Source organism: Flavobacterium sp. CR10 (genome assembly GCF_055814415.1).
Genome location: NZ_CP185985.1, coordinates 345,815 through 363,861 on the forward strand (window position 1 = coordinate 345,815; position 18,047 = coordinate 363,861).

An 18,047-nucleotide genomic window follows, 5' to 3' on the forward strand; every position below is an offset into this window, starting at 1 on the left:
ATTTGTTTAATCTTAAAAAATTAAGTTTAAGTAAGAATAATTCGTTTAAGAGTATTGTTTTTTATAGTAATCTTTATAAGCTCCAGATGTAACATTCTGCAACCATTCTTCATTATTTAGATACCAGTTAATTGTTCTTTCTAAGCCTTCTTCAAAAGTTACAGTTGGTTTCCAACCTAACTCTTTATTAATTTTAGAGGCATCTATTGCATATCTTAAATCATGCCCTGGTCTATCTTTCACAAATGTGATCAATTGTTGAGAAGTTCCCTCTGATCTTCCTAACTTTTGATCCATAATTTGGCATAATAATTTCACTAAATCAATGTTTTTCCATTCATTAAACCCACCAATATTGTAAGTTTCATGATTCTTTCCTTCATGAAAAACCAGATCTATTGCAATAGCATGATCTTCAACAAATAACCAATCACGAGTATAGTTTCCGTCTCCATATACTGGCAACGGCTTATTGTTAATTATATTATTTATAAATAAAGGAATTAATTTTTCAGGAAAATGATAAGATCCATAATTATTAGAACAATTTGTCAAAACATAAGGCAAACCATAAGTTTCACCATAAGCTCTAACAAAATGATCTGAACTTGCTTTTGATGCAGAATAAGGTGAATTAGGGTCATACGCAGTTGTTTCGGTAAATAATCCTTCTACCCCTAAACTTCCATACACTTCATCTGTACTAATGTGATAAAATCTTTTTCCATCAAAATTATTCTTCCACTGGTTTTTTGTCGCATTTAACAAATTCATGGTGCCAATTACATTTGTTTTAACAAATGCTAAGGGATCTTCGATCGAACGGTCAACATGAGATTCAGCTGCTAAATGCAAAACACCATCAAAACTATGTATTGAAAAAAGTTCACTAATGAAAACTTCATCAACTATATCTCCTTTTACGAAGGTATAATTAGACTTATCTTCAATATCTTTAATATTTTCAAGATTTCCTGCATAAGTTAATGCGTCCAAATTGAAAATGTGATATTCTGGATATTTATTAACAAATCTTCTCACTACATGTGATCCAATAAAACCAGCACCTCCAGTTATAAGAATTTTTTTCATTTTATCTTTTTGATTACTTTACTTTAATAATTCTGAATTCTGTTTTTCTAATTCAGTATAAATATCTTTTACGTCTTGTGAACTCTCTTTCTGCAAAATCAGATTAGCAGTATCTGTATAGACAAAAATTGTATTTTCTAAACCAAGGAAGGTCGTATGTTTATCACATCCAATAACCATATTCCCTTTAGCATCAGTCGGATGCCCTTTAGATATTAAATAATCATAAACAGATTCAAAAGAGCCTAAATCTGACCAAGAAAAAGAAGCTGGTACAACTTTAATTTTTTTACTTCTTTCCATTACGGCATAATCGATGCTTATTGATGGAATTTCCATAGATAAATCTAAATCTAAGAAACCTTCTTTACTTGCTTCCCATACCTGTTTTGATTTTCTGTAAACATCTGGTTGAAATTGTTTTAATTCTTCCAAAAGGACACTTGCCTTAAAACAAAACATACCACTATTCCAAAGAAAATTACCTTTTGCAATAAACTCCTTTGCAGTGGTTTCGTTTGGCTTTTCACGAAATGAAGCTACATTATCTCCCTTTGCCTCTATATAACCATAACCTGTTTCTGGCTTAGTTGGAATTACGCCAAAAGTCACAATAAATCCCTCATCAGCTTTAGAGATAGCTTCATTTATTGCGTTATTATAATTCTCCATTAAATCAATAATATGATCCGAAGGAGTTATAATTAAAATATCATTTGGTTCTGAAGCAAATGCTGCAAATGCAATTGCCGCAGCGGTATTTCTAGGGGTAGCTTCAACAATATTTATATATGAAGTATTTGTTTTATCCATTACTTCACCACTTAATTGAAAATTATCAACATTTCCAACCACCATCACCTTATTTGCTAAATGACTATTCCGTTCGACAGTCATTTCAAATAAAGATTTCCCATCAAATATTTCAAGGTATTGTTTTGGTCGACTTTTACGCGAAAGAGGCCATAGTCTACTTCCAACTCCTCCCGTAAGAATTACATGTGTAATAGATTTATTTGAACTCATATATTTTAAATAAAAAAAGAAATTTTAAAACTTAAAGCCTATTATCAGCTAAAGATCCTAAAACTCCTTTTACATCATAAATTAAACTTTTGTCTTTTTGCAAATTTGAAAAATCAATTTTAAGAAATTCAGAGTGTGCTACTCCTAATACCAATGCATCAAATTTTTCTTTAGGCAAAATATTTACAGTTTCTAGTTTGTATTCTCTTTCTACTTCCTCAATATTAGCAAGTGGATCAAAAACAGTTACCATTATTCCGTAATCTTTTAAAGCTTTTATTACATCAACAATTTTAGTATTACGGACATCTGGACAATTTTCCTTGAAAGTAATTCCAAACATTAACAGACTAGCACCATTAACTGAAATTCCTTTTTTTATCATCAGCTTTACGATCTGTGAAGCGACGTATTCTCCCATGCTATCGTTTAAACGTCTTCCGGCCAAAATTATTTCAGGATGATATCCAAATTCTTGTGCTCTTTGTGCTAAATAGTAAGGATCAACTCCTATACAATGCCCTCCAACAAGACCTGGTTTAAAAGGTAAAAAATTCCATTTCGTAGCAGCAGCCATTAATACTTCTTGGGTATCAATATTCATTAAATTAAATATTTTTGCCAATTCATTAACAAAAGCTATATTAATATCTCGTTGAGAATTTTCAATAACTTTTGCCGCTTCTGCAACTTTTATTGTCGGCGCAAGATGTGTTCCTGCTGTAATTACGGATTTATAAAGTGCATCAACTTTTAAACCTATCTCAAGAGTTGAGCCTGAAGTAACTTTTAAAATTTTTTCAACTGTATGTTCTTTATCTCCAGGATTGATTCTTTCGGGAGAATACCCTGCGAAAAAGTCTTCATTAAATTTTAGGCCAGAAACCTGCTCTAGAACTGGCACACACTGTTCTTCTGTTACTCCAGGATAAACAGTTGATTCATAAATAACGATATCTCCTTTTTTAAGAACCTTTCCGACCGTTTCACTCGATTTATACAAAGGAGTTAAATCTGGTCTATTATTTTTGTCCACAGGAGTAGGAACAGTAACTATATAATAATTACATTCATCAATATCATTTATTGATGTAGTACAGTACAAACCTTTTTCTTCATTTAAGCTTTTTACTAAAACTTTCTGTAGAACATCGTCTTCGACTTCTAAAGTGCTATCGGTTCCAGATTTTAAGGAACTAACTCTTGATTCGTTTATATCAAAGCCAATAACTGAATATTTGGTAGCAAATAATCGCGCTAAAGGCAATCCTACATAACCTAAGCCTATAACTGCAATTCTTACATTATTTTCCAACTTCATATTTTTTTAATTTATTCTGGTCACTTAAACTCATGGCTTCGCCGTTCTCAGTCACAAAATTCTGACTCAGATACCTAAATTAATCATTTTCGGCAAATATAGCATAATAAGTCTAGTAATTCAATACGGTTTCACGTAATACTAGCAAAACAACTTACAATGCAAAAACAAATAATTACAATAACCTATTAATCAGACTGTAAATAAATACATAATAAAAAAACAGAAGAAAAAAATCCCAAAAGGCTTTTTCTTCTGTTATCTTCTGATTTTTAGAATCATTTATATTTTATCTTCAATACACATCCTAATGCTTCTAAGACTAGGACATAATAACTATTAGATACCTCTTGTACAATTGCGTTTTGATTACTGAATGCTCCCGACTCTAATTTGATCTTATCACCAACTTGAAACGTCGAAACCGATATATCGCTAATATTTGTTGCTTTTAGACTTTTTTTAATAATTTCAATTTCTTGATCCTTAACAATTGCAGGCTTTCCAAGCCAAAACAAATATCTAACAACACCAGCAACTTGAAATACTAAATTTCGCTCTGAATCGGGTAATTGTACAAAAACATAAGAATTAAAAAGTGGCATCTCAATTTTCTTTTTTCGATCTGACCATTGTTTAACCTGAGTAATTAAAGGACAATAGCATTCGATTCCCAGCTGATTAAGCTTATCAGCAACTTTCTTTTCCCATTTAGGTTTTGTATAAACTACGTACCAATTCATTTTTTCTTCTTTATGAATGAAGCAAATTCGTATCACTTCATATCTCTTCAAACTACAAAACCAATTTATGCCCCAATACCATTATAAACGAAACCTATTGATTCTAATTGTTTAGCATTCAAAATATTTCTTCCATCAAAAACAAAAGCTGGTTTATGCATTGAGTCGTAAATCTTTTTCCAATCATAAGCTGTAAACTCATCCCACTCCGTTAAGATCGCAACAGCATGTGCTCCTTTACAAGCTTCATAAGCATTTTCAAACACATTCAAAGCATCAATATTTTCCTTACTTGTTCTTGTTTCCAAATAATCTAAGTCGTTTAACATTTTATCCTTAGAAACTTTCGGATCAAAGACTGAGATTTTAGCTTGTTCATTTATTAAGTCATCAGCAACATAAATTGCGGCAGATTCTCTAGTATCGTTTGTATCTTTTTTAAAAGCCCAACCCAAAAATGCAATTTTTTTATCGGCTACAGTATTATATAATGTTTGAACAATTTTATTTGAGAACCTTCTTTTTTGATGATCATTCATAATAATCACTTGTTCCCAATAATCTGCAACTTCATTTAATCCGTATGACTTTGCTATATAAACCAGATTCAAAATATCTTTTTGAAAGCAAGAACCTCCAAATCCTACAGAAGCTTTTAAAAATTTTGGTCCTATTCTGCTGTCCATGCCAATAGCTCTCGCAACTTCATTCACATCTGCGCCTGTTTTTTCACAAAGTTCTGACATTGCATTTATTGAAGATATACGTTGTGCTAAAAATGCATTTGCTGTAAGTTTAGACAATTCTGATGACCAAACATTTGTTGTCAAAATTCTATCTTTATTTACCCAATTTGAATAAACATCAACCAATGCATTAATTGCTTCCTCACCGCCTTCAGTTGTGTCTCCACCAATCAAAATACGATCTGGATTTAACAGGTCGGTTACCGCAGTTCCCTCTGCCAAAAACTCTGGATTAGAGAGAATTTGAAATTGAACACCATTTCCAGTGTTATCCAATATACTCTTAATTGCTTCGGCCGTTCTAACTGGTAAAGTTGATTTCTCGACTACAATTTTATTTTGTTTTGCTACCCTTGCAATTTGTCTAGCACATAATTCAATATATTTTAAGTCAGCTGCCATTCCTTTACCTTTACCATAAGTTTTGGTAGGAGTGTTTACTGAAATAAATACCATTTGAGCTTCGTCTATTGCCTTATCAACATCTGTAGAAAAAAATAGATTTCTACCTCTAGCTTCTGCTACAATTTCAGAAAGACCTGGCTCATATATTGGAATATTTTTAGGATTTGGATCGTTCCAACCTGCTATTCTTTGTTCGTTTAAATCAACAACTGTAACTTGAATGTGCGGGCATTTTTGCGCTATAACGGCCATGGTTGGCCCACCAACATATCCTGCACCAATGCAACAAATTTTTGTAATTTTCATTTGATCTATTTTATCTTGATCTATTTATTTTAAATTATTCCAATACCACCCAACTGCTTCTTTCAATCCTTCTTGCAAAGAATATTTTGGATTATATCCTAACATATTTTTTGCTTTCTCAATACTTGCCAGCGAATGAGGAATATCACCTGCTCTATTTTCTCCATAAATAACCTGAACATCCTTTATTTTTGGATCAAACTCGGATAAATATTCTTTTAAATATTTAACCAAATCATTTAATGTATTTCTATCACCAAATGCAGTATTGTAAACTGAATTAATGGCTTCTGGATTTTGAGAAGTCATTGCCAATTCATTCATTTGAATAACATTATCGATATAAGTAAAATCACGAGAGTAATTCCCATCTCCATTAATTACAGGACTTTCATGATTCATAAACTGTTTTACAAATTTTGGTATTACAGCGGCATACGCTCCGTTAGGGTCTTGTTTTCTTCCAAAAACATTAAAATAACGAAGGCCAATTGTTTCTAAACCATAGGTTCTACTGAAAATTTCCGCGTACAGCTCGTTTACATATTTAGTAATGGCATAAGGAGACAACGGTTTCCCTATAACATCTTCTACTTTTGGCAATCCTTGAGAATCTCCATAAGTTGAAGAGCTTGCTGCATATACAAATCTTTTTACTTTTGCATCGCGTGCAGCAGTCAGCATATTTAAAAACCCAGAAACATTTACATCATTGGTTGTAATTGGATCTTTTATTGATCGAGGAACAGAACCCAAAGCTGCTTGGTGCAAAACAAAATCAGCTCCTTCAACAGCCAGATTGCAATCTGCTAAATTTCGGATATCACCTTCGATTAATTTAAAATCTGAATTGTCTAAAAAATCTTTTAAATTATAACGATGACCTGTAGAAAAATTATCCAAACAGACAACTTTATAGCCTAAGCCTAAAAAATACTCAGTTAGATTTGAACCTATAAATCCAGCTCCTCCCGTAATTAAAATCGTATCTTTTGCTTTATTTTCCATTTATCCAACTTTTAGCTTTTTCTAATTCGATTCATGAATGTTTTCCAAAATCCAACTTTGACTTCTTCTTCGTGGTAACCATTCGAATAAGCTCCATAGCCGTAACCATAACCGTAACCAGTACCATATTTAGCTTTATTTTCATAACCATTCAATACAATACTCACATTGCTTAACTCGCCTCGTTTAAGTCTCGTATTTAACAACGTTATCATGTCTTTCTTAGTATAGTTTTGTCTTACAATATATAATGTGACATCTGCAAACTGAACCAATTCTAACGAATCAGCCACTAAACCTACTGGCGGGGTATCCAAAACAATATAATCATATTTCTGTTTCAATTCATCAATCATCTCTTTCATTCCATCACTTAAAATCAACTCTGAAGGGTTCGGAGGAATTGGCCCGGAAAGTATTACATCTAAATTTGGAATCTGCGTCGAATTGGTTATTTCTTGCAAGCTATTTTGCTTTATTAAATAATTAACAACTCCTAAAGATGATTTTATTTGGAATTCATCTGCTAATTTGGGTTTTCTTAAATCTAAACCAACAATTACAGTTTTCTTTTCGCTTAAGGCAAAAACTGTAGCAATGTTAATAGAACAGAATGTTTTTCCTTCACCACTAATAGAAGAAGTAATCATTAATGTTTTTGATCCGCTAACTAGCTGTTTTTTGTATAAAAACTGAAGTGATGATCGAATCCCTCTAAATGCCTCCGAAAGTGCTGACTTTGGCTTATCAAAAACTGCCAAACTTCCAGAATCCTTATTAACCCCAATTACACCAAGCAATGGAATTTGAGTCAATTTGCTAATATCCTCAGTATTCTGAATTGAATTATTAATAAAGAAAATTACAAAAACAAACAATAAGGGAATCAAAACTCCTAAAAACAAAGCCATTACATAATTAACAGAAGTTTTAGGACCGATCAAACCTCCGCCAATATCTTTGGCAGGATCAATAAAGTGAATATCTGACAAGTTAGACGCTCTGACAATTTCTGCTTCATTTCTTTTTTGAAGAAATTCTGTATAGATGTTATCATTTAAATCATATTTCCTTTTGATTTTCAATAACTCTTGCTGTTCAGCTGGAAGTCTTTTTACTGTACTTTCAGCTTGACCAATTTTTGCGTTCACCAATGATAAATCATATAATAAAGAAGCTTTTGCAGTAACTATATTTTCTTGAAGAACGTTTTTTACTGCTGCCATTTGATTATCAAAATCCTTAAATATTTTTTCACTTTTTACAGCATAAGCCATTTCTGATCTTTGAGTAGAAAGTGCAATAAGTTTAGAAACATTTGCTACTATATTTGGATCTTCAATTCCTGCAACAGAAGGGGCAGGCAATCTAGAATAATCGGTACTACTATTTAAATATGATTTTAACGAATTATAGTAAGCAATTTTTCTTGTTAGTTGGTCCCTTTCAACATCAAAATCCATTATTTTTTCTGAAACTTTAGAACCACCGCCTTCTATTTCGTAAATATTTTTATCTTTTTGAAAAGATTTTAATTCATTACCAGTCTGTTTAAGCTGAGATTCCATTGCCACAAGAGTACTATCAATAAACCTAATAGTATTTGTTGCGAATTGATTTTTGCCGTCGAGCTGAATTTTAATAAGCATTTTTACAGTAGAATTCAAATAATCAACCATTCTGGTTTTATTTGTTCCCTGCATTGACAAAGTCAATAGTGACCCACCGCTTTTACCAGAGTCTACATTTATTCCTTTATATCGAGATACCGTCCCGTCAAAATCATTAAATCTGACAAAATATTCTTTACCCTTGTAAAAACCTGGATTATCATTGATTTGTAACTTCCAATTCAAAAACGGGAGATTTACGCTTTCCCCAACTTTGTATTTTTTTATGAAGGTTACAGGTTGTACAGAAGTATTGCTATAAGAATTGTTGTTATAAGTAATCAATGAAACGGAGTTGCTTTCAAATGGAATCTGGATTTGATATTCATTTTCATTTAAAAACTTTATATTAATTAATGAATTTACAATCTGTCCTTTTGTCTTATCGATATCGATATAAAATGGAACCGACCCATAAGAATCAATTAAATTATATTTTCCTTGTTCTAAATAATCAATATAAAACTGAAGTTTATCTACAACCAATTCATTATGAGATCTTGACTGAAGAATTGTAGAAATTCCATTTACTTGATCAGAGATACCTCCCCAATTAAAAACTAAACTTGTATTTGATGTAAAAAAGGGGTTGTTTTCTTCCTTGATAGAAATCATTGTCTGCATCTCGTAAATTTTCTCTTTACGAATGTTTATCTGATAAGCAATTGTGAAAGCAATAATTAAACTTACTAGAAACCATTTCCAGTAACTTGCAATTTTTAATAGAAATCCTTTAAAATCAAAATGAGAATGATTTTCAAAAATGGCAAAATCCTTAATGTCTAACATTTTAAAAATCTATTTTTTATTTTATTATTAGGTAAACTGTTGTAGCCAGAGATAACAATGTAATTATTGTCCCTATAGATTGTATTCCCGTCTGACCTGTTCCCCAAGTTTTTTGTCTCAATGGTTTTACATAGATATAATCATTTGGTTGTAAATAATAATAAGGCGACTTCATTACATTAACATCTGTAAGATCAATATCGTGCATTTGTACACCAGTAGGACTTTGACGAATTACGGTCACCTCTTTTCTATTACCAACTGTTGTTATGTCCCCCGCATTTGCAACAGCTTCCAAAATGGTTACATTATCCTTAAATAATGTTTTGGTTCCTGTACTTCCAACTTCCCCATTAATAGTATATCTGAAACCAGCCAACTTAACTGTAACAAAAATATTAGCTTCACTTTTAAAATATTCCTCCAATAATTTTTTTTCAATTTTTACACGAACTTCTTCAAGAGTATAACCTATTACATTTATCTCTCCTAAAATTGGCATTCTAATATTTCCGTGATCATCAACTGTAAAACCATCAAAATATAAAGCCGATTCACTTCTTCCTGCTTGCCCTCCTTCGTCCTCTGTCGTATTAAAAATGGAAACCAATTTCGGATCAATTGCCTTTATATTGATTTTTAAAATATCATTTACCTGTAATCTATATGGTTTTGATTCGACTGCTGCAATCGCTGTTTGTTCGTTTGAACCATCTTTATCTTGAAGATAAACCAGATCTTTAATAGGAATACATGATGTAAGTAATACTGAAATTAATAAGAATAGAAAAAAGCTTTTTTTTGTCATTCGTTCAATTTTATGGCAAGTATAGCTTTTCCATTTAATATTCAGGAAAACCTAACTTTTGTTTGGGGCTTTGTTAATTATTTTTAAATGTTTTTTCAAAAGGGACTCTGTGTAAAATACTTCGTCCTAATGTTATTTCGTCCGCATATTCCAATTCATCTCCAACCGAAATTCCTCTTGCGATTGTTGAAATTATAATATCAGAATCTGCAATTTGTTTATAGATGTAAAAATTTGTTGTATCTCCTTCCATAGTTGAGCTTAATGCAAAAATAATCTCCGCTACATTTCCAGATTTCACTTTTGTCACTAAACTAGAAATATTCAACTGATTGGGGCCAACTCCTTCAATTGGAGAAATTTTCCCGCCAAGGACATGATATATTCCTTTAAACTGTCCAGTATTTTCTATCGCCATCACATCTCTAATATCTTCGACAATACATATTGTCTCGTGATTTCTAATTGGATTAGCGCAAATTTCACAAATTTTAGTATCAGAAATATTATAGCAACTTTCACAAAATTTAATATCCTCTCGCATATTTAATAATGCTTGCGATAAAAAGGCCGTTTGTTCCTTAGGTTGTTTTAACAAATGAAGAACCAATCGAAGTGCTGTACGTTTGCCAATACCTGGCAATTGCGACATTTCGTTTACTGCTTTTTCAATTAATTTTGATGAAAATTCCATGACGACAAATGTAATACTTTTAATGGTTAAGCCTACACTACAGCCATTAAATTCAAGCCTTAACGATATTTAAAAATTATTACGAAACCCCTTTCTTTTCTATCCAAAATAAATGCATTTTTCAAAAACCTATTTCTAAGATATTTCGAAAATTTAATATTGATTTGTAGCTAACAAAACTAAGGTGCAAGCAACTTCTACATCAATACTATTAGACTCTAACAATTGATAGAATTCTGGGTTTTCTGTTCCTGGATTAAAAATTACACGTTTAGGATGCGATTCTATAATATAATTATAATAATCTCTTTGACGAACAGGATTTAGATACAAAGTAATGGTATCGATATTTTTAACTGGCATTGTCTTAGTCTGAATTTTCACTCCTGCAACCTCTCCCGCTTTTTGTCCAATTGCTAATACTGAATGCCCTTTACCAACCAACATATTAACAGCTCTAAAAGAGTAACGTTCAGGATTTGTAGATGCTCCTATAACTAATGTTTTTTTACTTTTCATAGTTTTTATTTAGACTGCAAAAGTAATCAAAAAAGAATGATTAAGTCCTACATCTTTGATTCAGAATCGATAACCAATAAAAACATAATCATAACATATTTTCATGCAAAAGCATCAAAAAATAACTACATTTACTTCACTAACCAATATCATATGGAATTATTCATTTATCTATTTGCCGCATTGTTTTCGGTATTAAATCCAATAGGAACAGTACCCATTTTCGTCGGATTAACACAACATGATTCGCAAAAAGAAAGATCTAGAATTTCTCTTTGGACTGCTATTAACGTTTTTATCATATTATTGGTTTCATATTTTATTGGCCAATATGTTCTAACTTTCTTCGGCATTAGCATTGATGCCTTAAGAATCGCTGGCGGAATCGTAATTGTTAATTCTGGATTTTCTTTACTCTCAGGTAAATTCAACAAAAAACGAGGAATCAACAAAAAAATTGAAAATGAGGCGCAACAAAGAAATGATATCGCTCTTACACCATTAGCAATACCAATGCTTGCCGGACCAGGATCTATGTCCCTTTTAATAGCGTTTTATCAAGAACACCACGAAATAAATGAAATCATAATTTCTTCGCTAGCTATTTTAGCTATTGCTGTAGCCATTTTTGCTATTTTAAAAAGCGCACATTATTTAGCTAGAATTTTAGGAGCATCAGGAATTGTTGCTATTTCAAGAATTGTTGGTTTTATAGTTATTTCTATCGGCATTCAATACATTGTAAGTGCCATCGTTAATATTATAAAAGGAAATTTCTAGCTCAAATCATATTCTAAAAAAGAAAGGGATAAATCTAATGCCTTTATCCCTTTCTTTTTACCAAATATTTTCTTTTAACTTCTTGGCAAGAAAACTTCGGCCATCATACATCTAGCACTTCCTCCTCCGCAAGCTTCAATCGTATCCAAACTTGAACTTAAAATTTCTGCATGATTTTCCAGCTGCACAATTTGTTTTGGAGTCAAACTCTGGTGTGCAGAAGCACTCATCACAATATATCTCTTATCATCTTTTCCGCGAACTTCAAGCATATTTCCAGCAAAATTATTTACCTGATCTTCTGTAATTAAAATGATCTCTTTCTTATCTTCTTTCAGATTATCCAAAACCATTTTGCGCTCTTTCTTATCATCAATAGAATCTGCACAAATAACTGCGAAAGTTTCACCTAAACACATCATCACGTTAGTGTGATAAATTAATTTGCGTTCGCCATCAACAGTTTGAAAAGCTTCGAAAATAACTGGAGCATAATCAAAATCTTCACAGAATTCTATAAACAATTCTTCATCTGCCCTTGGAGATAAAGCACAATATGCTTTTCCGTTTGCACGATCCAATAACAAACTTCCCGTTCCTTCTAAGAAAATACCGTCTTCTTCTGCAGAAGTATAATCCATGATATTAGAAATTTCAAATCCTTTTTCTTCCAAAGTATCCAAAATATCTTCACGGCGTTCTTGACGACGATTTTCAGCAAACATTGGATAAAGCGCTACATCTCCATTTTCATGAAATGAAACCCAATTGTTTGGAAAAATACTATCTGGAGTATCAGTCTCTAAATTGTCATCAACAACTGTTACATCAACACCAACCGCTCTTAGCTTTTCTACAAAAGCATCAAACTCCTGCTGTGCTTTAGCATTAACAGTACTTGGCAAAAGTCCGTCTAATACCTTTTGATAATAATTATTGACTGCCGTCTGTTCATTCATTCTGAATGCAACTGGGCGAATCATCACGATAGCATTAGTAGTTTGTTTCATTTTTTATATTTTTTTTGAAACTAGTTTTTAGTCTCTAATTAATGGCAAAGTTGAACATCTCAATAAACCTTCTTGTTTTGAAATTTCAGCATACGGAATCTCTTCAACCGTAAAACCATTTTCACGAAGCCAGTTGTTCAATCTTGTAAAATTCTTTTCAGAAACCACTACATTTTCATCAATTGAAAACACATTCGAAAACATATTATACATTTCATTTCTTTCGATATGGAATAAGTTTTCTTTTCCGAAAAGTTTTACTAGATAAAGATAATCTGCTTCTTCACGAAAACCTCTTTTATAGATAATTCCTTTATCTTTTCCAACAGGCTGAAAACAGCAGTCTAAATGCAGAGCATTGTCTCTTGCTTCTAACTTAGATTTTACTAAATCAAACTCCTTTACAATTTTATTAGGAAACAGAGATTTGATATAATTTACACCATGCATGTTCGTTCTTGCAGTAATATAATCTTTATAATCGCTTCCTTTATAGGTTCCAATAAAAATATGATCATTCCAAAGCATGACATCTCCTCCTTCAATATGAACTTCTTCTGGAGGACGAACCACTTTTAAGGGATCAATCTGATCAATTACATATTGAATCGCATCCAATTCGCGTTCTCTATCCGGCAGAATGTTAGATTTTACAAAAACATCGTCAATTACAAATCCAATATCACGAGCAAAAATCTGATTGTAATTTTCAATCATTTCTGGACGATAAACAGTTACATCATATTTCTGAAAAACAGCATTAAAAGCTTCCATTTCAGCAACCATATCTTTTTCTACAGGATAAGTTCCTGCTTTAATATGTTCCAATGATTTAGGGTCATAAGCCTCTTCTATAGTTGGAGTTGGACCATTATGAACAGCAGAACCCAGAACTACAGCACGAAGCCGAGACGTTTCGTTCTTTACATTTAATTGCAACATAACTTTATTATATTTTGAGCAAATATAAAAAAAGCTTCACAGTAAAGTGAAGCTTTCGTTTTTTATTTATTAGACTTAAATTCTCTTAAAGGATGTCCTGTATAAATTTGTCTTGGTCTTCCGATTGGCTCTTTATTTTCACGCATTTCTTTCCATTGCGCAATCCAACCTGGTAATCTTCCAATAGCAAACATTACAGTAAACATATCAGTTGGAATTCCTAAAGCTCTGTAGATAATTCCAGAATAGAAGTCAACATTTGGATATAAGTTTCTTGATTTGAAGTACTCATCTTCAAGAGCAGCTTTTTCTAATTTTCTTGCAATATCTAAAATCGGATCTTCAACACCTAAAGTTTCTAATACTTCTGTTGCTGCTTTTTTGATGATTTTAGCTCTCGGGTCAAAGTTTTTATAAACTCTATGTCCGAATCCCATTAAACGGAATGGATCATTTTTATCTTTCGCTTTCGCTAAAAACTTATCTGTATCTCCACCGTCTTTGTTAATTTCTTCAAGCATTTCAAGTACCGCTTGGTTTGCTCCACCGTGAAGTGGTCCCCAAAGTGCAGAAACTCCTGCCGAAACTGAAGCAAATAAACCAGCATGAGAAGAACCTACCATTCTAACTGTAGATGTAGAACAGTTTTGTTCGTGATCTGCGTGAAGAATGAATAATTTATCTAACGCATTTACGATTACTGGATTTGCTGCATAAGGTCCTGTAGGCAATTTAAACATTAATTGCATAAAGCTTTCTACATAACCTTTTGTATTATCATAGTAATTTAAAGGATAACCCATAGATTTTCTGTAAGTCCATGTAGCAATCACTAAAAATTTTGCCATTGTTTTACAAATAGCTTCGTACATTTCTTTTTCGTTATCAACGTTAACCGCTTTAGGATTAAAAGCTGTTAAAGCGCTTGTTAAAGCAGATAACACTCCCATTGGGTGAGCTGTTTTAGGGAAACCGTCAATGATATTTTTCATTTCTTCGTTTACCAAAGAATGCTTTTTAATACCATTTTCAAAGTCTTCTAATTGTGCAGCAGTAGGCAATTCACCAAAAATCAAAAGATATGAGACCTCTAAGAAACTAGCTTTTTCAGCAAGATCTTCGATCGAATATCCTCTGTAACGTAAAATTCCTTCTTCTCCATCTAGGAAGGTGATTTCACTTGTACAAGATCCTGAATTCTTATAACCTGGATCAAGTGTAATATAACCTGTTAAATCACGTAATTTGTTGATATCGATAGCTGATTCGTTTTCACTCCCTGTGATTACTGGAAGCTCAACCTTTTTACCATCTATTTCTAATGTAGCTATTTTTGACATAATATACTGGAAATAATTCTTTAAATAATAATTTATCAAATCTAATGAATTTAAGACTAATTAAAAAAAGAATACTGCTATGAATTTGTTAAAAGTCCAAAAAAAAACCATCCGCCTCGGCGGATGTTTTTTTCCAATATATAATTTGTAGAATTATTTGATTTTAAAAGCATTTAAACCAGGAAAATAAGCTGTACTTCCTAGTTCTTCTTCAATTCTTAATAATTGGTTGTACTTAGCCATACGATCTGAACGAGAAGCAGAACCTGTTTTAATTTGCCCACAGTTCAAAGCAACAGCTAAGTCTGCGATTGTATTATCTTCAGTTTCTCCAGAACGGTGAGACATTACAGATGTATACCCAGCATTTTTAGCCATGTTTACTGCAGCAATTGTTTCAGTTAAAGTACCAATTTGGTTTACTTTTACTAAGATTGAGTTAGCAATTCCTTTTTCAATACCAGTTGACAAACGAGCAACATTAGTAACAAATAAATCATCTCCAACCAATTGAACTTTATCTCCAATTTTTTCAGTTAAAGCTTTCCATCCATCCCAATCATCTTCGTACATACCGTCTTCGATAGAGATAATTGGATATTTAGCAGCAAGTTCAGCTAAGTATTCAGCTTGCTCAGCAGAAGTTCTGATTTTTCCTGTTTCACCTTCAAATTTAGTGTAATCGTATTTACCGTTTACATAAAACTCAGAAGCAGCACAGTCAAGAGCAATCATAATTTCGTCTCCGAAAGAATATCCAGCTTTTTCAACAGCTAATTTGATAGTATCTAAAGCATCTTCTGTTCCACCTGCTAAGTTTGGAGCAAAACCTCCTTCATCACCTACAGCAGTACTTAGACCTCTGTCGTGTAATACTTTTTTCAAGTTGTGGAAAATTTCAGTTCCCATTTGCATTGCATGTGTAAAAGAAGTTGCTTTTACTGGGAAAATCATAAACTCTTGGAATGCGATCGGTGCATCAGAGTGAGAACCTCCATTGATGATATTCATCATTGGAACAGGAAGTGTGTTAGCAGAAACACCGCCTACGTATCTGTATAATGGTAAACCAAGTTCGTTAGCAGCAGCTTTTGCAGCAGCTAAAGAAACTCCTAAAATAGCATTAGCTCCTAATTTAGATTTGTTTGGAGTACCATCTAAATCAATCATTAATTGGTCAATTGTGTTTTGTTCGAAAACAGAAGTTCCAACTAATTCTTCAGCAATAATAGTATTTACATTATTCACTGCATTCAAAACACCTTTACCTAGATAAGCTTTACCTCCATCACGTAATTCAACAGCTTCGTGCTCTCCAGTTGATGCTCCAGATGGAACAGCAGCTCTACCTAAAACTCCATTTTCAGTTACTACATCAACTTCAATAGTAGGATTACCTCTAGAATCAAGAATTTGTCTTGCGTGAACTTTAATTATAATACTCATTATTTTTGTTTTTTATTAATAAATTATATTTTTTTTTCGAAATTATAAAAATATTTAATACTATAAACGAGCTTTAGTCATTAAACCCGTTTATTTATTAACTACATCGTTTTAGGCTTTGCTACTTTTAATATTCTCTACAAATTGGTCAAACAAATATGACGAATCATGTGGGCCAGGGCTAGCCTCTGGGTGATATTGCACAGAAAAGCAATTTTTATTTTTCATTCGCATTCCAGCAACAGTTCCATCGTTTAAATGTACGTGGGTAATTTCTAATTCTGGATGATTTTCTAATTGCTCTTTTCTAACAGCGAACCCGTGATTTTGAGAAGTTATTTCACCTTTACCTGTAATGATGTTTTTAACTGGGTGATTAATTCCTCGGTGTCCGTTAAACATTTTATACGTTTCAACTCCATTTGCCAGACCAATTACTTGGTGTCCCAAACAGATTCCGAACAAAGGTTTATTATCTGCTAAAATTTCTTTTGCCACCTGAATTGCTCCAAATAAAGGATCTGGATCCCCAGGTCCATTTGACAAGAAATATCCATCTGGATTAAACTCCGACATATCTTTATAAGTTGAATCAAAAGGATACACCTTAATGTAACAATCTCTTTTTGCAAGATTTCTCAAGATATTCTTTTTGATACCTAGGTCTAAAGCCGAGATTTTGTAAGTAGCATTTTCGTCACCAAAGAAATATGGTTCTTTAGTAGAAACTTTTGATGCCAACTCTAAACCTTCCATATTTGGCACATTAGCCAATTCTTTCTTCAAGTCTTCTATAGAAGTTCCATCTGTACAAATAACAGCATTCATAGCACCGTTATCACGAATGTAACTTACAAGTGCACGAGTATCAACATCAGAAATACAGATTAAATTTTGTTTAGCAAAATAATCTTCTAAACTTCCAGAAGCATTTTCTCTAGAATAATTAAAACTGAAGTTTTTACAAACTAAACCGGCAATTTTAATACTATCAGATTCCACTTCAGAATCATTAACACCATAGTTTCCGATATGTGTATTTGTAGCAACCATTATTTGCCCAAAATAAGAAGGATCAGTAAAAATTTCCTGATACCCAGTCATTCCAGTATTAAAACAAACTTCACCAAAAGTTTTACCGCTAATTCCGATAGATTTTCCGTGAAAGATTGTTCCGTCACTAAGTAATAAAATGGCGCTTTGTCGTGTTGTGTATTTCATTATTTAATTTGTATTGTTTTTTTAATCAAGTTATAAAACCTAATCAAGGTTTTAAGTGTAATTAGAATTTTGCAAATTTACTTCTTTAAAATAGCCCTTCCAAGATTTTTTAAAACTTTCACTCATAAAAATAAAACCTATCATTTTAAATAAGTTACATTTCTGCAGTTCCAAAAAAATC

General features: G+C 32.3%; 16 protein-coding genes. 1 reads left to right on the plus strand and 15 read right to left on the minus strand.

The genetic code is table 11. The annotated features are described in order from the left end of the window. Window positions 1–45 precede the first annotated feature (45 nt). The 10 genes from rfbB to ACNRYB_RS01675 all read right to left on the minus strand — a co-directional run bounded on the left by rfbB (window position 46) and on the right by ACNRYB_RS01675 (window position 11,127). Window positions 46–1,092 carry a dTDP-glucose 4,6-dehydratase gene (gene rfbB, locus ACNRYB_RS01630; RefSeq protein ID WP_129747948.1) on the minus strand — a complete coding sequence of 349 codons (1,047 nt, stop codon included), beginning with the start codon at window positions 1,090–1,092 and terminating at the stop codon, window positions 46–48. Window positions 1,093–1,110: 18 nt separating this feature from the next. Continuing rightward, window positions 1,111–2,118, minus strand: a complete 1,008-nt coding sequence (locus ACNRYB_RS01635) for a mannose-1-phosphate guanylyltransferase (protein ID WP_129747949.1) — start codon at window positions 2,116–2,118, stop codon at window positions 1,111–1,113. A gap of 31 nt (window positions 2,119–2,149) precedes the next feature. Then, window positions 2,150–3,439: a nucleotide sugar dehydrogenase gene (locus ACNRYB_RS01640; RefSeq protein WP_473729064.1), complete on the minus strand. Its 1,290-nt coding sequence runs from the start codon at window positions 3,437–3,439 to the stop codon at window positions 2,150–2,152. Between the two features lie 278 nt (window positions 3,440–3,717). Then, window positions 3,718–4,182: a UpxY family transcription antiterminator gene (locus ACNRYB_RS01645; protein ID WP_129747951.1), complete on the minus strand. Its 465-nt coding sequence runs from the start codon at window positions 4,180–4,182 to the stop codon at window positions 3,718–3,720. 65 nt (window positions 4,183–4,247) lie between these two features. Continuing rightward, entirely contained in the window at window positions 4,248–5,639 is a 1,392-nt protein-coding gene (locus ACNRYB_RS01650; protein WP_473729065.1) for a UDP-glucose 6-dehydrogenase, read from the minus strand. 24 nt (window positions 5,640–5,663) lie between these two features. Beyond that, on the minus strand, window positions 5,664–6,647 hold the full coding sequence (locus tag ACNRYB_RS01655; protein WP_473729066.1) for an SDR family oxidoreductase: 984 nt from the start codon (window positions 6,645–6,647) through the stop codon (window positions 5,664–5,666). A gap of 11 nt (window positions 6,648–6,658) precedes the next feature. Beyond that, window positions 6,659–9,106, minus strand: a complete 2,448-nt coding sequence (locus tag ACNRYB_RS01660) for a polysaccharide biosynthesis tyrosine autokinase (protein WP_473729067.1) — start codon at window positions 9,104–9,106, stop codon at window positions 6,659–6,661. Window positions 9,107–9,122: 16 nt separating this feature from the next. Further along, a complete protein-coding gene (locus tag ACNRYB_RS01665) occupies window positions 9,123–9,914 on the minus strand; it encodes a polysaccharide biosynthesis/export family protein (protein WP_129747955.1) in 792 nt (263 codons plus the stop codon). Between the two features lie 73 nt (window positions 9,915–9,987). Next, window positions 9,988–10,608 (minus strand): recombination mediator RecR, encoded by a 621-nt coding sequence (gene recR / locus ACNRYB_RS01670; protein ID WP_129747956.1) that lies wholly within the window; start codon window positions 10,606–10,608, stop codon window positions 9,988–9,990. 153 nt (window positions 10,609–10,761) lie between these two features. Next, window positions 10,762–11,127 carry a CoA-binding protein gene (locus ACNRYB_RS01675; protein WP_473729068.1) on the minus strand — a complete coding sequence of 122 codons (366 nt, stop codon included), beginning with the start codon at window positions 11,125–11,127 and terminating at the stop codon, window positions 10,762–10,764. A 153-nt stretch (window positions 11,128–11,280) separates the two neighbouring features. On the opposite strand from ACNRYB_RS01675, the gene ACNRYB_RS01680 reads away from it, so the two are divergent. Then, window positions 11,281–11,907 (plus strand): MarC family NAAT transporter, encoded by a 627-nt coding sequence (locus tag ACNRYB_RS01680; RefSeq protein WP_129748007.1) that lies wholly within the window; start codon window positions 11,281–11,283, stop codon window positions 11,905–11,907. 74 nt (window positions 11,908–11,981) lie between these two features. Here ACNRYB_RS01680 and ctlX read toward each other — a convergent pair whose 3' ends face one another. The 5 genes from ctlX to carA form a co-directional block, all read right to left on the minus strand. After that, entirely contained in the window at window positions 11,982–12,917 is a 936-nt protein-coding gene (gene ctlX / locus ACNRYB_RS01685; protein ID WP_473729069.1) for a citrulline utilization hydrolase CtlX, read from the minus strand. Window positions 12,918–12,944: 27 nt separating this feature from the next. Further along, window positions 12,945–13,859 (minus strand): dimethylarginine dimethylaminohydrolase family protein, encoded by a 915-nt coding sequence (locus ACNRYB_RS01690; protein ID WP_111424380.1) that lies wholly within the window; start codon window positions 13,857–13,859, stop codon window positions 12,945–12,947. 62 nt (window positions 13,860–13,921) lie between these two features. Then, window positions 13,922–15,199 carry a citrate synthase gene (locus ACNRYB_RS01695; protein WP_008464338.1) on the minus strand — a complete coding sequence of 426 codons (1,278 nt, stop codon included), beginning with the start codon at window positions 15,197–15,199 and terminating at the stop codon, window positions 13,922–13,924. A 153-nt stretch (window positions 15,200–15,352) separates the two neighbouring features. Next, complete coding sequence (gene eno, locus ACNRYB_RS01700; RefSeq protein ID WP_008464336.1) at window positions 15,353–16,645, minus strand: phosphopyruvate hydratase; 1,293 nt, start codon at window positions 16,643–16,645, stop codon at window positions 15,353–15,355. Between the two features lie 111 nt (window positions 16,646–16,756). Then, a complete protein-coding gene (gene carA / locus ACNRYB_RS01705) occupies window positions 16,757–17,866 on the minus strand; it encodes a glutamine-hydrolyzing carbamoyl-phosphate synthase small subunit (RefSeq protein WP_111364448.1) in 1,110 nt (369 codons plus the stop codon). Window positions 17,867–18,047 lie beyond the last annotated feature (181 nt).

What these genes read in the sequence shown, in the direction of transcription:
- recR (WP_129747956.1), bottom strand. Translation starts at nt 10,608, where the DNA reads ATGGAATTTTCATCAAAATTAATTGAAAAAGCAGTAAACGAAATGTCG.
- rfbB (WP_129747948.1), bottom strand. Translation starts at nt 1,092, where the DNA reads ATGAAAAAAATTCTTATAACTGGAGGTGCTGGTTTTATTGGATCACAT.
- ACNRYB_RS01640 (WP_473729064.1), bottom strand. Translation starts at nt 3,439, where the DNA reads ATGAAGTTGGAAAATAATGTAAGAATTGCAGTTATAGGCTTAGGTTAT.
- carA (WP_111364448.1), bottom strand. Translation starts at nt 17,866, where the DNA reads ATGAAATACACAACACGACAAAGCGCCATTTTATTACTTAGTGACGGA.
- ACNRYB_RS01665 (WP_129747955.1), bottom strand. Translation starts at nt 9,914, where the DNA reads ATGACAAAAAAAAGCTTTTTTCTATTCTTATTAATTTCAGTATTACTT.
- ACNRYB_RS01660 (WP_473729067.1), bottom strand. Translation starts at nt 9,106, where the DNA reads ATGTTAGACATTAAGGATTTTGCCATTTTTGAAAATCATTCTCATTTT.
- ACNRYB_RS01680 (WP_129748007.1), top strand. Translation starts at nt 11,281, where the DNA reads ATGGAATTATTCATTTATCTATTTGCCGCATTGTTTTCGGTATTAAAT.
- ACNRYB_RS01635 (WP_129747949.1), bottom strand. Translation starts at nt 2,118, where the DNA reads ATGAGTTCAAATAAATCTATTACACATGTAATTCTTACGGGAGGAGTT.
- ACNRYB_RS01650 (WP_473729065.1), bottom strand. Translation starts at nt 5,639, where the DNA reads ATGAAAATTACAAAAATTTGTTGCATTGGTGCAGGATATGTTGGTGGG.
- ACNRYB_RS01655 (WP_473729066.1), bottom strand. Translation starts at nt 6,647, where the DNA reads ATGGAAAATAAAGCAAAAGATACGATTTTAATTACGGGAGGAGCTGGA.
- ACNRYB_RS01675 (WP_473729068.1), bottom strand. Translation starts at nt 11,127, where the DNA reads ATGAAAAGTAAAAAAACATTAGTTATAGGAGCATCTACAAATCCTGAA.
- eno (WP_008464336.1), bottom strand. Translation starts at nt 16,645, where the DNA reads ATGAGTATTATAATTAAAGTTCACGCAAGACAAATTCTTGATTCTAGA.
- ACNRYB_RS01645 (WP_129747951.1), bottom strand. Translation starts at nt 4,182, where the DNA reads ATGAATTGGTACGTAGTTTATACAAAACCTAAATGGGAAAAGAAAGTT.
- ACNRYB_RS01690 (WP_111424380.1), bottom strand. Translation starts at nt 13,859, where the DNA reads ATGTTGCAATTAAATGTAAAGAACGAAACGTCTCGGCTTCGTGCTGTA.
- ACNRYB_RS01695 (WP_008464338.1), bottom strand. Translation starts at nt 15,199, where the DNA reads ATGTCAAAAATAGCTACATTAGAAATAGATGGTAAAAAGGTTGAGCTT.
- ctlX (WP_473729069.1), bottom strand. Translation starts at nt 12,917, where the DNA reads ATGAAACAAACTACTAATGCTATCGTGATGATTCGCCCAGTTGCATTC.